Annotated in this window: 16 protein-coding genes; 5 read left to right on the top strand and 11 right to left on the bottom strand. The window is 63.4% G+C overall.

Going from position 1 to position 14,369, the window contains the following annotated elements:
* Nucleotides 1–110 precede the first annotated feature (110 nt).
* Entirely contained in the window at nucleotides 111–1,115 is a 1,005-nt protein-coding gene (locus KW842_RS13920; protein ID WP_218304681.1) for a family 43 glycosylhydrolase, read from the top strand.
* A gap of 12 nt (nucleotides 1,116–1,127) precedes the next feature.
* On the opposite strand, the gene KW842_RS13915 is transcribed toward KW842_RS13920, so the two are convergent.
* The 8 genes from KW842_RS13915 to KW842_RS13880 all read right to left on the bottom strand — a co-directional run bounded on the left by KW842_RS13915 (nucleotide 1,128) and on the right by KW842_RS13880 (nucleotide 7,843).
* Nucleotides 1,128–1,499 (bottom strand): hypothetical protein, encoded by a 372-nt coding sequence (locus KW842_RS13915; protein WP_218304680.1) that lies wholly within the window; start codon nucleotides 1,497–1,499, stop codon nucleotides 1,128–1,130.
* Nucleotides 1,483–2,313: a DUF3325 domain-containing protein gene (locus KW842_RS13910; RefSeq protein ID WP_218304679.1), complete on the bottom strand. Its 831-nt coding sequence runs from the start codon at nucleotides 2,311–2,313 to the stop codon at nucleotides 1,483–1,485. Before KW842_RS13910 ends, KW842_RS13915 begins: the two co-directional genes overlap by 17 nt.
* Nucleotides 2,310–2,609 (bottom strand): DUF3649 domain-containing protein, encoded by a 300-nt coding sequence (locus KW842_RS13905; protein ID WP_218304678.1) that lies wholly within the window; start codon nucleotides 2,607–2,609, stop codon nucleotides 2,310–2,312. Before KW842_RS13905 ends, KW842_RS13910 begins: the two co-directional genes overlap by 4 nt.
* Nucleotides 2,606–4,216 carry a PepSY domain-containing protein gene (locus KW842_RS13900; RefSeq protein ID WP_218304677.1) on the bottom strand — a complete coding sequence of 537 codons (1,611 nt, stop codon included), beginning with the start codon at nucleotides 4,214–4,216 and terminating at the stop codon, nucleotides 2,606–2,608. Before KW842_RS13900 ends, KW842_RS13905 begins: the two co-directional genes overlap by 4 nt.
* Before the next feature lie 106 nt (nucleotides 4,217–4,322).
* Complete coding sequence (locus KW842_RS13895) at nucleotides 4,323–5,321, bottom strand: FecR domain-containing protein (protein WP_218304676.1); 999 nt, start codon at nucleotides 5,319–5,321, stop codon at nucleotides 4,323–4,325.
* Nucleotides 5,318–5,923: an RNA polymerase sigma factor gene (locus tag KW842_RS13890; RefSeq protein ID WP_373925184.1), complete on the bottom strand. Its 606-nt coding sequence runs from the start codon at nucleotides 5,921–5,923 to the stop codon at nucleotides 5,318–5,320. Before KW842_RS13890 ends, KW842_RS13895 begins: the two co-directional genes overlap by 4 nt.
* Nucleotides 5,924–5,965: 42 nt before the next feature.
* Nucleotides 5,966–6,970, bottom strand: a complete 1,005-nt coding sequence (locus tag KW842_RS13885) for a proline iminopeptidase-family hydrolase (protein ID WP_218304675.1) — start codon at nucleotides 6,968–6,970, stop codon at nucleotides 5,966–5,968.
* A gap of 63 nt (nucleotides 6,971–7,033) precedes the next feature.
* The gene (locus KW842_RS13880) at nucleotides 7,034–7,843 is read right to left on the bottom strand and encodes a hypothetical protein (RefSeq protein WP_218304674.1); all 810 of its coding nucleotides are present in this window, start codon (nucleotides 7,841–7,843) and stop codon (nucleotides 7,034–7,036) included.
* Nucleotides 7,844–7,868: 25 nt separating this feature from the next.
* Here KW842_RS13880 and KW842_RS13875 point away from each other — a divergent pair, with 25 nt between their 5' ends.
* Nucleotides 7,869–8,507 carry a TetR/AcrR family transcriptional regulator gene (locus KW842_RS13875; protein ID WP_218304673.1) on the top strand — a complete coding sequence of 213 codons (639 nt, stop codon included), beginning with the start codon at nucleotides 7,869–7,871 and terminating at the stop codon, nucleotides 8,505–8,507.
* Between the two features lie 3 nt (nucleotides 8,508–8,510).
* Here the strand turns inward: KW842_RS13875 and KW842_RS13870 are convergent, their stop codons facing one another.
* From KW842_RS13870 to KW842_RS13860, 3 genes are all read right to left on the bottom strand, one after another.
* A complete protein-coding gene (locus KW842_RS13870) occupies nucleotides 8,511–9,479 on the bottom strand; it encodes an alpha/beta fold hydrolase (RefSeq protein ID WP_218304672.1) in 969 nt (322 codons plus the stop codon).
* An 89-nt stretch (nucleotides 9,480–9,568) separates the two neighbouring features.
* Nucleotides 9,569–9,943, bottom strand: coding sequence for a DsrE family protein (locus tag KW842_RS13865; protein WP_218304671.1), 375 nt, complete (start codon nucleotides 9,941–9,943; stop codon nucleotides 9,569–9,571).
* A 114-nt stretch (nucleotides 9,944–10,057) separates the two neighbouring features.
* Nucleotides 10,058–10,957: a LysR family transcriptional regulator gene (locus KW842_RS13860; RefSeq protein WP_218304670.1), complete on the bottom strand. Its 900-nt coding sequence runs from the start codon at nucleotides 10,955–10,957 to the stop codon at nucleotides 10,058–10,060.
* Nucleotides 10,958–11,073: 116 nt separating this feature from the next.
* Here KW842_RS13860 and KW842_RS13855 point away from each other — a divergent pair, with 116 nt between their 5' ends.
* From KW842_RS13855 to KW842_RS13845, 3 genes are all read left to right on the top strand, one after another.
* Complete coding sequence (locus KW842_RS13855) at nucleotides 11,074–11,997, top strand: pyridoxamine 5'-phosphate oxidase family protein (protein WP_218304669.1); 924 nt, start codon at nucleotides 11,074–11,076, stop codon at nucleotides 11,995–11,997.
* Nucleotides 11,998–12,001: 4 nt separating this feature from the next.
* Entirely contained in the window at nucleotides 12,002–12,946 is a 945-nt protein-coding gene (locus KW842_RS13850) for a PDR/VanB family oxidoreductase (protein WP_218304668.1), read from the top strand.
* A gap of 80 nt (nucleotides 12,947–13,026) precedes the next feature.
* Nucleotides 13,027–14,328 carry a hemolysin family protein gene (locus tag KW842_RS13845; RefSeq protein WP_218304667.1) on the top strand — a complete coding sequence of 434 codons (1,302 nt, stop codon included), beginning with the start codon at nucleotides 13,027–13,029 and terminating at the stop codon, nucleotides 14,326–14,328.
* Nucleotides 14,329–14,369 lie beyond the last annotated feature (41 nt).

Raw genomic sequence — 14,369 nt, 5'->3', positions numbered from 1 at the left:
TACGGCAAGCGCAACAGATTCCAATAAAAGTATCGCTGGATGCAAAAAAGTTATTGGATGCCCAGGCGGTTTCATCACATCATCGTCAAAAAATATTCTGGAGACTATCGATGAACCGCCTTGCTTTTACGCTGGCTGCCGCGCTGCTGGTGTCGCATGTGTCGGCGGCGCCGGCGTTTCATAATCCGCTGGTGACGCAGCGCGCCGATCCGCAGGTGACGCTGCACAGCGACGGCTATTACTATTACACCGCAACCGTGCCTGAATACGACCGCATCGAGCTGCGGCGGGCCAAGGAGCTGAACGATCTGGGCAAGGCCGAAGTCAAGACGATCTGGCGCAAGCACACCAGCGGGGTGATGGGCGCGCATATCTGGGCGCCGGAAATCCATTACATCGATAGCAAATGGTATATCTACTTCACCGCCGGCTCGGTCGAGAAACCGTGGGAGATCCGCCTGTATGTGCTGGAGAACGCGGCGGCCAATCCGCTTGAAGGCAGCTGGATCGAACGCGGCCAGCTGAAAACCGGCTGGGAGACATTCTCGCTCGATGCCACCACCTTCACGGTGGACAAGCAGCGCTATCTGGCGTGGACGCAGCGTCCGCCGGAAATCGACCAGCATGTGACGGCGATTTACCTGGCGCGGATGGATACGCCGCTGTCCATTGCCGGTCCCGCCGTGATGCTGAGCCAGCCGGAGCTGGCGTGGGAGAAGATCGGCTTTGATGTCAATGAGGCGCCGGCGGTGCTGGTCAAGAATGGCCGCGTGTTCATGACCTACTCCGCCAGCAAGACCGACGCCAATTACGTGCTGGGCATGCTGACCGCAGACGCCTCGGCCGACCTGCTCGATCCCAAAGTGTGGAACAAGTCGCCCGTGCCGGTGTTTGCCAGCAGCGCGCAACATGGACAGTACGGCCCTGGCCACAATTCCTTCACCACCACGCCGGACGGCAAGTCGGACATCCTGGTCTACCACGCACGCAATTACCGCGATATCAAGGGCGATCCCTTACATGACCCCAATCGCCACACGCGGGCGCAGCTGATACAGTGGCGCGCAGACGGCACGCCGGACTTCGGCGTGCCGGTGGCGGATGCACCGCGCTAGCCCGGCATGGGGCTAGGGTTTGCGTAGCCAGCTGGGCGCGCGCCCCGGCGGCGGTGCGGTGATTTCATCCTGCTCCACCACCGATTGCAAACCCGGCCCGGTATCGAACAGCACGTAGAACGGCTGCGCCGGTTTCTTGAAGGTCAGCGTGGAATTGGCGTCGAGTTTGCCTTCGATCAGCGTCTTGCCGTCATGCGCGATCACTTCCATGCGAGCGCCCGGCAGCGGGTCGTCGTCATTGGTCACGCCGCGGCAACGCACCGTGGTGTCGTTCAGCAGAAAACACTTGGCGACCGGCTCGTGCGCCAGCGCAGCCGATGCGGCCAGCATCATGCAGGCCAGCGCCAGGCCGCGTTTCAGAATGCGATCAGCGTTGCGCATCATTACTCCTTTGTTGATTGAACCACGCCACCGTGGACGGCGACACCTGCGCCATGCGCACTGCTTGCTGGTGAACCGCGCCATCCTTGCCGATCACGGTCAGCCACAATTCGCTGTCGGCGGTGGTGGTCGACGGCAGTGGAATTTCCGCGCGACGCTCCCAACGCGCGCCCATGAAGGCCATGCCGGTGGTGCGCTCGCTGCGCGGCTTGTTCACCTTGATCATCACCTGGCGGATTTCCAGGTCGCAGCTCTCGCAGAAGCGGATACGGAATTCCTTGAACGGGATATCCATCGCCATCAGCTCCGGTGCTTCGCGGTGCGCCTCGGCCAGCGTAAAGTCCCATGGCCCGATCTTGCCGCGCACCGCGTCGGGCCGCTTCAGCAATTGCGGCTCCACCTGTCCCAAGGTATAGGCGAATACGCTACCCGTCACCACCAGCAGCACAGCGGCGACCAGCCGGCGCAGGCGCGGCACCGGTATGGTGCTGGCGTCCGGCAGCTTCGGCGTCCGCTCAGGTTTTTCGCGTGCCGGCGGCTGCCATGGCCACTTGGGGAAAGCGAACACCAGCGCCAGCGCGGCGACGCTCAGCCAGCCGATCCACATGGCGATGCCGACGCCGGCGTTCAGTTCCCAAACGCCCCACGCCAGCGCGACCGCCAGCAGCAGCCAGCCAATCAGGCGCGCCAGCAGCTGCACGCGCGGCGACGGCAGACTACCCAGCAAATGTTCGCCATAACGTTCGGTCGCCAGCGCCAGCGCGAAAAAGCCCAGCAGGCTGATAGCCAGGATGCCGATATGCAGAGCGGTATTCATACGGGGGCTCCTTTCAGGGCCCACGCCAGACCCGCGCAGAGAGCGGCGCTGGCCAGCATGCCAACCCATGCACGGGTGGCGCTGCGGGTGGTGAACGCCCAGATCACCGACGTGGTGTAGACGGCGAAGCTCAGCATGGTGCCCCACAACACCGCTTGCGCCTTGGGCGCGGGCCAGATCAGCGCCAGCAGCACCGTGACGGCCGAAGTCAGTGCGTAGCCACCGAAGGCGGCTGCCAGCACGCGTGAGAAAACCGCCAGGCGGTCGGCAGTGCTTAGTTTGGATGTCTTGCTCATGCGATTCCCCTGGCCGGCACAAGGCGGCGTTGTACTTTGACGGCCATCACGGCAAACAGCGCCGCCAGGCCCAGCATGGTGAGGTCGAAGCCGGCCAGCACCCAGTCGCCTTGCGGCAGCGTGTTGCCAAGATGGCGGCTGGTGGTCAGCGCGTTCACTACCGGCAGCAGCGCGAAGCCGGCGCAAGCGGCCCACAGCAGTTCGATCCAGGCGCGCTTCAGCGGGCGCGCCATGGCATAGAACAGGGTACCCAGCCAGACGGCAAACAGGCAGTGCAGCTCCCATTCCGCGCGCGCATTCAATTCCACCGGCAACAGGCGGTTGGCGTAGAAGTAGGCGGTCAGCGCCAGCGGCAGGCCGGCGATGGTGGCGATGTTGAGGTTTTCCACCAGCCGCACACCAAAGTGGTCCGCGCCTTCCAGGCCGGACGCCAGATGGTGCTTGCGGCGCTTGACGGTCCACAGCACCAGTCCGGTGCCGATCATCGCGCAACCCAGCAGGCCGGCGGCAAAGTACAGCCAGCGTCCCCAGGTGGCCGCGTAAATGCCTTCGTGCAGGTTGAACAGCACGCCTTGCGTGGCGACGGCGCTGCCGCCCGGCTCCGGCTTTTCGGGCAGTTGTTCGCCGGTCAGCGCGTTGAAGCGCAGCGTCGCCGGGCGATACACGGAGAGGTGATTGCCGGCCACGCGCGCCAGCACGATCTCCGGTGGCTCGCCCTCATCCGCTTCGATCAGGATCGACGCCAGCTTGCCCGGCCCCCATTCGGTCTGCGCCTTGTCCACCAGCGGCGCCAGCGGAATCGCCGGACGGTTCACCGGCAGATGCTTGTGGCCGCCGTCGTACAGCTCGTCGAAGAATGCTTCCACCTGGTCGTGATCGGAGCCGTACACGATGTCGCGGCCTGCGGGCACATAGGTGTACAGGAAGAACACCAGTCCGCTGTAGGTAATCAGCAAGAAGAACGGCAGCGCCATCACGCTGATGGCGTTGTGCGCGTCGAGCCAGCTGCGTTGTCCTTTGCCGGGACGGAAGGTGAAGAAGTCCTTGAAAATTTTCTTGTGCGTGATGACGCCGGTGACGATCGCAATCAACATCAGCATGGTGCACACGCCGACAATCCGGATCGCCCACATATACGGCATGTAATGCAGCGAATAATGCATGCGGTACAGGCCGGAGCCGCCGGTGGTGGCGCGCGGCTCGGCTTCCTGCGGCAGCAAGGCGCCGTTCGCCGGATTCAGTCGCTCGGAAAAACTGGGGCCGTAGTCATGGCCAGGCTCCGGCAACTGCTCCCAGCGCACCGAGAACTCCTGCCAGGCGCGGTTGCCCATGCCGTAATGCGGCAGCGTAATACGCCAGTTGGCGGCCTGCGGTGCGGACAGCGCCAGCCGGTCCAGCGCCAGGCCGACCATGCGCTGCGTGTCGGCGCTGCTGGCCGCTTGCGCGGGCGCTTGCGGCGCCAGCCGCTCGGGCTGCATCCAGCGCGTGATCTCGTACTGGAAATAGCCGGCGCTGCCGGTCACAAATACAAAGAACAATACCCAGCCGACCACCAGCCCGGCCCAGGTATGCAGCCAGGCTGCGCATTGACGTAAAGTCTCCTTCATCTTCCCCATCCATAGTTAAGTTACCGCAGGAGTCGACTCCTTAAGGTAATAACGCACTGCCGGGGAAATCCAGAACCTGGGGATGCGAATAAAGTGCAAATAATTTTTAGCGCGTGCTGCTGATGCGCCAGCTGCCGTCCGCCAGCTGACGCACCTGCACCGGTAGCGCGGCCGGCAAGGCCTGCAGGAATACGCCGGGATTGCTGGTGGCTGCCAGGCCGGAGATCGCCTGCGCGGCCAGTGCCGGATCGTCGATCAGTACCGGTTGGCCAAGATAGCGTTGCAGCTCGCTCGCCACCTCGGACAAGGGTGTGCTGCTGAAATGCAGGTGGCCGCTACGCCAGTCACCGACCGACTCGGCGGCGGCGGACAGGCGGCGCGCGCGGCCGGTGGCGGTGTCGATGCTCAGGCCGCTGCCGGGATTCAGCACATGGACTTGCGCGTGGGCGGCGTCGAGTACCGGGCGGACTTCGACGCGTCCTTCCAGTACTTTTACCACTGTCTGCGGCGCGGAAGTGCGCAGGTTGAATATGGTGCCGAGGACTTTGACCTGGCTGGCGCCGCTGTCCACGGTAAACGGCCTGGTTTCGTCGTGCGCCACCTTGAAGAAGGCTTCGCCGCTGTCCAGCGTCAGCGCGCGGCGGCGCCCGGAATAGCGGACCGTTAGTTTGCTAGTGTGGTTGAGCGTTACGCTGGAGCCGTCAGGCAGGTCAAGTACGCGTATCTCGCCTGGCGCGGTGGCGACCGCGATGGTATAGCTTGGCAGGTCCAGCCAGCGCTGCCAGCCATATCCAGCGCCAACCGCCAGCACCGCGCCGGCGGCCAGCGCCGAGGACAGCCAGGTCCGGCGATTCCAGCGAGGTGCGGCTGGAGCAGAGAGAGGCTGCGCGGCTGCGGCTGCTTGCGGACGCCATGCGCCATCCTGCGCCAGTGGAATCTGCTGCAGGTCGTGGGCGGTCAAGGCCATGCTGCCGTAGATTTGCCGGTGCTGCGGAGAGGCGTCCAGCCAGGCGTTCAGGTCGCGCTCATCGGCACCGGTCCAGCCGGGCTCGCTGCGGCGGAGGAACCATTGCGCCGCCTGCTCGTGCAGGGAGATCAGGTTCATGCAGCATCCTCGGTTGCGTCATCGTTCAGGTGCAGGCGCGCCATCTGCTCGACGCTGCCGTAATTGACGCGCAACTGGCAATACGCCATCGCCCGGCTCAGGTGCTTGGACACCATGCGCGCCGAAATCCCCATCGCCTCAGCCACCTCGTCGTGCGTCAGCCCATCGATGCGGTTCAGCAGAAAAGCCTGGCGCTGGCGCTCCGGCAGTTCGGCGACCGCGTCATTCAGCCGGGCGATGCGCTGCCGCTGCTCGGCAATATGCTGCGGTTCGGATTGCGGCTGGTCCGGCAAGCCGTTCAGCTCCTGCGCCACCGCGTCCATCGACACCACGTCGGCGTCATCGCTGCGGCGCCACTGGTCGGTGGCCGCGTTGCGCGCGGAGGTGGCGAGATACGGCGCCTCTTCGGCCGGCGCCAGTGCCCTGCCCGACGCGGCCAGGCGAACAAACACATCGTGCGTGGCGTCCTCCGCCAGATCGCGGTTGCCGGTGCGCCGCTGCAGCAGGCGCAGCAGCGGCAAGCGCCAGCGCTGGTAGAGGCTGGTCAGCGTATCGCTTGTCAGTTGGCGTTGCTTAAGCTGTTGATTGCCGGAGACAGGCACCCGTTGATCCGCACTGAATGAAAATGATTCTCATTATATCATTCAAACGGACTTCAGAAACTTCAGCAGATGGCCAAAATAATCCGCCTGGGCATCCCACATCGCCAGATGGCTACCCTGTTCACAGATGGCGGCGCGGGCGTTCGGCATCATGCGCGCCATTTTCTTGATGTCTTCCGGATTCATTTCATCGTAGCGGGAGCCCATGGTCAGCGTCTTCACCTTGATGTCGTGCAGGCGGTCCCAGCGTTCCCAATCCTTCAGGTTGCCGGTCATCAGGAACTCGCTCTTGCCCTGCATCTGGTGGTAGATGTTCTGGTTGGCGTGACGGAAGGCGCGCTCGACCGGCTCCGGCCATGGCGTCAAACGGCAGATGACCTTCGGATACAGGTCTTCCATCATGATCTGCTGGTATTCCGGCGTGTCATAGGCCTCCTTGGCTTCCAGCGCCAGCAGCTTGGCCAGCGAGGCTGGCGGCAGCTGCCGCTTGATGGTGTCCAGGTGTTGCAGCAGCGACTGCATGCCGGCGGTCATATTCGAAATCACCAGGCCGCGCAGGTGGCGCTGGTGCGTCAGCGCATACTCGATGCCCAGCACGCCGCCCCACGAGTGGCCGTACAGCACGAAGTTGTCCAGGCCCAGGCCCTCGCGCACCTCTTCCAACTCCTCCAGGTAGCGCGGCAGCGTCCACAGCGACGCATCGTCCGGCTGATCGGAATTGCCGCAGCCTAGCTGGTCGTAGTAATACATCTCGATGCCGGCTTGCGGCAGGAAGGACTCCATCGCTTCCAGGTATTCATGGGTGAAGCCCGGACCGCCATGCAGCAGCAGGACCTTGACCGGGCCGCTGCCGACTTTCTTGGTCCACACCTTATATTTACCGCCCATCACCGGCACCATCTTGATGCCGGCGGTGCGGATGCCAACCGGATTGATGCCGTCCGGCTGGGTGGCGGTGGCGCCATTCGAGGCAGCGGCGGCAGTATTCGCCACGGTGCCGCCCGCCACAGTCACCACGCTGGCGGCCAGAAAATTACGACGATCCATTACTCCTCCGTGCTTTACATTGTAAAGCCAAGCAGAATACACGTTTACATTTACACTGTAAAGTCAGCTCTGGCAAAGGTAGTTCTGACGTGTACCGATCTGCCGGAAGCCCGCGCGCAGGATGTTTTTCGCTGAAGAACCGGCCTGCCCCGGCTCTGGCGCCTCGGCCTCGACACTGACCATGACGCAACCGGCCGCCTTGGCCGCCGCCAGCCGCAGCGCCAGCATGGCTTGTTGGCAGCCGCGCCGCTGCGCGACCTGCAAGGTGCCGCCCATGCCCAGCCAGGCGTCCTTACCGTCGATCAGCAAGGTGCCGGTGGCGACCGGCGTGCCTTCATCGTCACAGGCGAAAAACACCTGCCACTCGGGCCGCCCGGCCAATCCTTCCATCCAGGGCACCAGCAGCGGCATGCTGAAACTGTCGGCCAGGATCTGCCCGGCCACGCCGTACTCGTCTGCCCTCGCAAGCCGCAGGCTGTATGGAAATTCCGCCGCCAGCGCGGGCAGGTCTTCCAGGCCGCGTTCGAACTTGGCCCAGGCGCCCTTGCGCTGGCAACCCAGCGCCAGCAGACTCTCATGCAGCACACTGCTGTCCGGCGTATTCCAGGCGTGCAGCCAGAAGTGTGGAATTCCGCGTTCCCTGAACACCTGGCGGATCTGCGCCAGGGCGGCTGCCGATAGCGGCGCATCGCCCGGCAGGCCGAGTACGCGGTTCATGGTCGGCGACGGCATGGCCAGCACGCTCAGCAGCGTGGCCGGCGTGCCCGGCAAGTCCATGATGCAGCATCCAAACGCGTCCGGCGCGGCGGCGAAGAAGTGGCGCCGCGCCGCTATTTCTATGGTTTCGGTTCCAGTGCGATAATGCGTAGGCATATTGAAATAAAGGCTAAAAAAGAGCGTGAAAAACAAGACTGAACCGCTGGACCGTCAGCGCATCGCCCAAGTGGCGCTCAATATGATAGACCAACATGGCACCGACCAGCTCAGCATGCGCAAGCTCGGCAGCGAGCTGGGCGTCGAAGCCATGGCCCTTTATCACTACTTCCGCAACAAGGCGGAACTGCTGGATGGCATACTGGATATCGCACTCGAGGAAGTCAGCGCCAAGCTGGCGGCTGAGGGCGCGCCGCTGCAACGCGTGCGCGCCACGTTCGACGGCCTGCGCCTGATGGCGATCGAGCATCCGCACGCCTACCTGGCCATGGTATCGCGCCGCTTCCGCACCCAGATTTCACTGCAATTTTACGAACAGCTGCTACAGCACTTTCACGACGCGGGCCTGAGCCCGGCGCAAAGCGCGCGCTACTACCGGATGATGGCCAACTTCACTGCCGGCGCGGGACTGGCGGAAGTTGGCAGCCGCGCCCAACAGCCGGACGCGACGCCGATCATCCTGGAAAATTTCGACCAGCCGGAATTCCCCCTCATCACAGCCGCCATGCCCTTCCTGCGCGTCAGCGAAATCGACGGCATCTACCACACGGGCATGGACATCCTGTTTGCCGCGCTGCAAGCAGAGCTGGCGCGGCCGGCCTGATACTTATTTGGCCTTGACGTTCTTCGCCATGAAGTTGCGGATGTAGCCGGCAATCACCTGGCTATCCTCTTCCAGCGCGAAGTGGCCGGTGTCCAGCAGATGCAGCTCGGCCTTCGGCAGATCGCGCAGATAAGGATGGGCGCCGGCTGGCGGGAAGATCTTGTCGTTCTTGCCCCAGACGATCAGCATCGGCGGCTGGTATTTACGGAAATAAGCCTGCCATTCCGGATAGTGGCCAGGATTGGTGCCGTAGCTGTAAAACATCTCCAGCTGGATATCCTTGTTGCCTGGCCGGTCCATATACGCCTGGTCGAGAATCGCCGGGTCCGGGCTGACGCGGGCGATATTGCGCGCGCCTTCGCTGTACTGCCACTTGGTCGCTGGCAGTTCGAACAGTGGACGCAGCTTGTCGCCATTGGCCACCGTTTTATCCTTCCAGTACGCACGGGCGGGGTCCCAGAAATCGTTGGCGATGCCTTCGTCATAGGCGTTACCGTTCTGTACCACGATTGCGGTCACGCGTTCCGGATGGGCGTGGGCAATGCGGTAGCCGATCGGTGCGCCGTAGTCTTGTACGTACAGCGCGTATCGGGTCAGGCCCAGCTGCTCGGTGAACTTGTCGATCACCTTGGCCAGGTTGTCGAAGCTGTAGGTGAACTTGTCCATCGGCGGCATATCGCTCTGGCCATAGCCTGGATAGTCCGGGGCGATCACGCGATAACGGTCGGCCAGTTGCGGGATCAGGTTGCGGAACATCTGCGACGAGGTCGGGAAACCGTGCAGCAGCAGCAGCACCGGCGCGTTCTTCGGACCGGCTTCGCGGTAGAACACATTGACGCCGTCGACCTTGACGGTGCGGTATTCCACGGTGGCGGTGCTGGCGACGTTGACCGCGTCCTTGGCGCTGGCGACAGGTGCGGCGTGCACCAGCACGGCCAGGCTTAGCGCGGCGAGTATGCGGGTAGTTTTCATGGTGATTCCTCTCTGATTAGTTTTTTCGCACGATGGCGCTGTGCAGCACAGCATGCCGGCGCAGAGCCACAGCGTTTTCGTGGTCTGGCTTAGAAGGTGAAGACGGTGTAGCCGTCAGCCGAAATCTGCGCGATGCTGGGCAGGCCGGAAGTGCCTGGCACGCTGTTATCGGTGATCAGGTCGAAGCCGGCTTTTTCCACTTCCTCGCGGGCGCCGAACACATCGGCGCAGCCGCAGGAAATGCCGACCACCTTGTCTTCAACGCCTTTGTACAGCGCGTGGATAGGATGCTGTTCCGAGGCCAGCACGCCCGGCCAGCGGGTGGCGGCGCCCTGGAAGTAGATGCCGACTTCGATGCCCTTCTGCTTAAAATCATAGGCGGCGGCCAGGCCGTTGAACATGCGGCCCAGTGCGTCGTCGCCGCCGGATTTAGGGTCGGACAGAATGATGATCGCTACTTTCATGATGGTTTCCTTTCGGTCTCAGGTGAATGAATGAGGCCATTCTAGGCACTGAGTTACACGAAATAAATAATGCTAGAAACAATTCATCATTTCGCACAGCGAAATACTACGGTGTCAATTCAGGTGCGGATGCGTGCGCAGGTGGTCCGCCAGCAAGTCGATAAAATTGCGCACTTTGGACGAGCCGAACTTGCTCTCCCGGTGCAGTACATGCACCGGCCATGGCGATTCCTCATACTCGGCAAGGATGATTTTCAGCCGTCCGGCCGCCAGCTCATCAGCGATCTGGTAGGACAGCAGGCGGCAGATGCCCACACCGGCCAGCGCCGCGTCCATGGCCGAGTCATTGCTGGTCACCATCAGCCGTGGCCGCATGCGCACCATGGTCGGATCGTCCACCGCACCAAACTTCCATTCAACGCGTGGCGAAATGCCGCTGGCCGCAATAATCGCGTGCCTTAGCAGGTCGGCCGGGTGCTGCGGCACGCCATGCCTGGCCAGGTACTCCGGCGAGGCGCACAGCACCCGCCGCACCTGTCCTACCCGCAGCGCCTTCAGGCCGGAGTCTGGCAAATGGCCGATGCGCACCGCCACGTCGATGCCCTCGTCAACCATATTCACCACCCGGTCGAGGAAATAGGCCGACACCTCGACCTCCGGGTAGGCCGCCAGGAAGCGCACGATGCAGGGCATGACAAACGCTTTGCCAAACAGCACCGAGGTGGTCACCGACAGATTCCCTTTGGGCGAAGCATTGATGCCGGTGGCGGCCTGGTTCGCCTCGGCGATGCTGGACAGGATGTTACGGCTGTCGTCCAGATAGCGCCGCCCCGCCTCGGTCAGCCGTACATTGCGCGTGGTGCGCGCCAGCAGCTTGACGCCCAGCTGCTCCTCCAGCGCCGAAATCGCGCGGGTAATCGCGGCCGGCGACAAGCCCAGGCGGCGCGCGGCGGCGGCAAAACTCTCTTCCTCACCAGCGGCGACAAACACCGTCATCAGGTGAAATTGATCCATTTATTACTCCAGGCGAAACAGTGACTTGCGTTGGGCGGCTATTCTTGTTTGCCGGATTATTGCGCAGAATGCACGCTACAGCAATTTATTCGGCCAGGCCGACGACGGAGAAAACCATGGAAGACAGCAGTTTCCACCCAGGCGAACGCGAGGCGCAACGGCTCGCCGGCGAAACGGCGATTGCCGACCGCAACATCGTGGTGTTGTCCGACCGGGTCATCGCCGGCGCCCGCCCGTTCATCGCCAAGCAGTTCATGGCGGTGCTGGGCAGCGTGGACGCGCAGGGCAAGGTCTGGGCCTCGCTGCTGTTCGGCAAACCGGGTTTTTTGCACACCGAAGACGGCAGCTCGATCATCATCGACGTGCCGGACAAGGAACGTGACCACTCAGATCCGCTGTGGAATAACCTCGCCTCCAATCAGGACCTGGGCATGCTGTTCATCGAACTCGGCTCGCGCCGCCGCTACCGCGTCAACGGCATGCTGAACCGGCTCGACAAGCGCGGCGCCGAAGTCGCCATCCGCGAGGCCTACCCGAACTGCCCCAAATACATCCAGCGCCGCCAGTTGCGCGCGCTGGGCGAACCACTGCTGCCGGTACAGACCGCGCACGGCACGGTGCTGCGCGGCACGGTGGAAAACCTCATCCAGCAGGCCGATACACTGTTTCTGGCCAGCCGCCACGCCAGCAGCGGCGCCGACGCCTCGCACCGTGGCGGCAAGCCCGGCTTCATCCATCAGGTGGATGACAGCACGCTGCGCATTCCCGACTACGACGGCAACAGCCTGTTCAACACGCTAGGCAATTTCCATATCGATCCGCACGCCGGCCTGTGCATTCCCGACTTTGCCAACGGCCAGCTGCTGCAACTGACCGGCACCGCTAAAGTGCTGTGGCACCAGGACGATCCGCACAATGAAACCGGCGGCACCAAGCGCTATTGGGAATTCAAGGTGGAGCGCTGGATCCTGCGCGACACACCGCAAAAGCTGGAGTGGGAATACCTGGACGCGTCGCCATTCAACCCGGCGGTGAGCTGACATCATGCGCTACATCATCTCGCAGGTGATCGAGCACGGTCCCGCCGTCAAGGAATTCCAGATCCGCCGCCAGGACGGCGCGCCACTGCCCGACTGGCAGCCCGGCTCACACATCGTGCTGCATTTCCAGGGCGCCGGCGGCGAAGCCATGGAACGCCACTACTCGCTGGTCGGCGCCGCCGGCCCGGCCCACGCCTACCGCATCGCCGTGCAGCGCGAGGAAACCGGCAAAGGCGGCTCGCGCTGCCTACACGAAGCCTATGGCACCGGCAGCGAAATCGACCTGAGTGGACCGTTCAACAGCTTTCCGCTGGAAGCGGCAGGGCCACGCGTGCGGCTGATTGCGGGCGGTATCGGCATCACGCCGCTGGTGTCGATGGCACACGCGCTCAGCGCGGCCGGCCAGCCCTTTGAGCTGCACTACCTGGCCCGCAGCGCCGAGCGGCTGGTGCTGCTGGATGAACTGCGCGCCATCCCGCACGCCACCATCATCCAGCACCTGTCGGAGCGGGATGGGCGCGCCGACCTGGCCGCCGTGCTGGGGCCGTACACGGCGGGCGACAGCCTGTATTCCTGCGGCCCGGCTGTGCTGCTGCAAGCTCTGGCCGAAGCCGGCGCGCAAGCGGGCTGGCCGCAATCTGCCATGCACTTTGAAAGCTTCGGCGCGCGCACCGGCCAGGACGATGGTCCACTGACGGTAGAGCTGTCACTATCGGAGATGACCATCGAAGTCCAGCCCGGCACCTCCATCCTTGACGCCCTGCTGGCAGCCGACGCCTTTGTCTCCTACGACTGCCAGCGCGGCGAATGCGGCAAGTGCTACACGCCGGTGCTGCACGGCGCGCCGCTGCACCGCGACATCTGCCTGACGCCGGCCATGCGCGCCACCGGCATGTGCACCTGCGTCTCCTGGGCCGCTGCGCCCGGCCATCTGGTGCTGGAAATATAGGCAAGGCCAAAAAAATAAATTCTTAAGAACTCTGACATAGAATAGGCGCTTTCTAACATCGCGCTCTCTGCGCCACTTCAATGGAAATTGCTATACTTTTTGGGTTAATTCTGCTCAACGGCCTGTTTGCCATGGCTGAAATCGCACTGATGACGGCCCGCAAGGCCCGCCTCGCCAAAGCGGCCGAGGGCGGCGACAGCGGCGCCCGCGCAGCCCTGCAGCTGGGCGAAGATCCCACGAAGTTCCTCTCTACCATCCAGATCGGCATCACCTCCATCGGCGTCCTGAATGGTATCGTCGGTGAAGCCACGCTGGCGCGCCCGTTCGGCGAATGGATGCTGTCCCACGGCGTCCCCGAAAAATGGGCCGACAACGCCGCCACCGCGTCGATCGTGGTGATCCTGACCTATTTCTCCATTGTGCTGGGCGAACTGGTGCCGAAGCGCCTGGCGCAGCTGAATCCCGAACCGCTGGCCCGCCTGATCGCCCGCCCGATGCAGCTGCTGGCCATCATCGCCCGACCATTCGTGCGCCTGCTGTCGGCTTCGACGCAGCTGGTGCTGCGCCTGCTCGGCGTGCGTAACACCGGCCCGCAGGCGATGACCGAGGAAGAGCTGCACCTGATGCTGGAGGAAGGTTCCGATTCCGGTGTCATCGAAGAACAGGAGCACCAGATGGTGCGCAAGCTGTTCCGCCTGGACGACCGCCAGATCGCCTCGTTCATGATACCGCGCCGCGACATCATCTACTTCGACGTCGACGAAGACCCGGCCGTCAATCTGAGCCGCTTCAACGCCAGCACCCACTCGCGCTTCCCGGTGCTGCGCGACGGCTGGCGCCAGGTGCTGGGCGTCGCCAGCGCGCGCCAGATGCTGATGCAGACGCTGAACGGCCATCAGCTGGACCTGACCGCGCAACTGGAAGAACCGGTATTCGTACCCGAGTCGCTGACCGGCATGGAGCTGCTGGAACACTTCAAGCAATCCGGCGCACAACTGGCCTTCATCGTGGATGAATACGGCGAAGTGCTGGGCATCGTCACGCTGCAGGATGTAATGGAAGCCATCACCGGCGAATTCAAGACGCCGCATCCGGAAGAATCCTGGGCAGTGCAGCGCCACGACGGTTCGTGGCTGCTGGACGGCCTGATCCCGATCCCGGAACTGAAAGACCGTCTGGGCCTGCGCGACGTGCCGGAAGAAGAACGTGGCCGCTACAACACCCTGAGCGGCATGGTGATGCTGCTGATGGGCGACATCCCGCGCACCAGTGACCGCTGCCACTGGCAGGGTTGGGATTTCGAGGTAGTGGACCTGGACGGCCTGCGCATCGACAAAGTGCTGGCCACCCGCCAGATCGAACCGGTGCTGGCCGGGGACTAAGCAATCAAACTTCGAGGTATTGCTCAAGCCGCATGACTCAA

This window comes from Duganella sp. sic0402, assembly GCF_019219065.1.
Lineage (GTDB): Bacteria > Pseudomonadota > Gammaproteobacteria > Burkholderiales > Burkholderiaceae_D > Rugamonas.
Note: the sequence above shows the minus strand (reverse complement) of the source record. Positions and strands in the feature narration are given on the sequence as shown.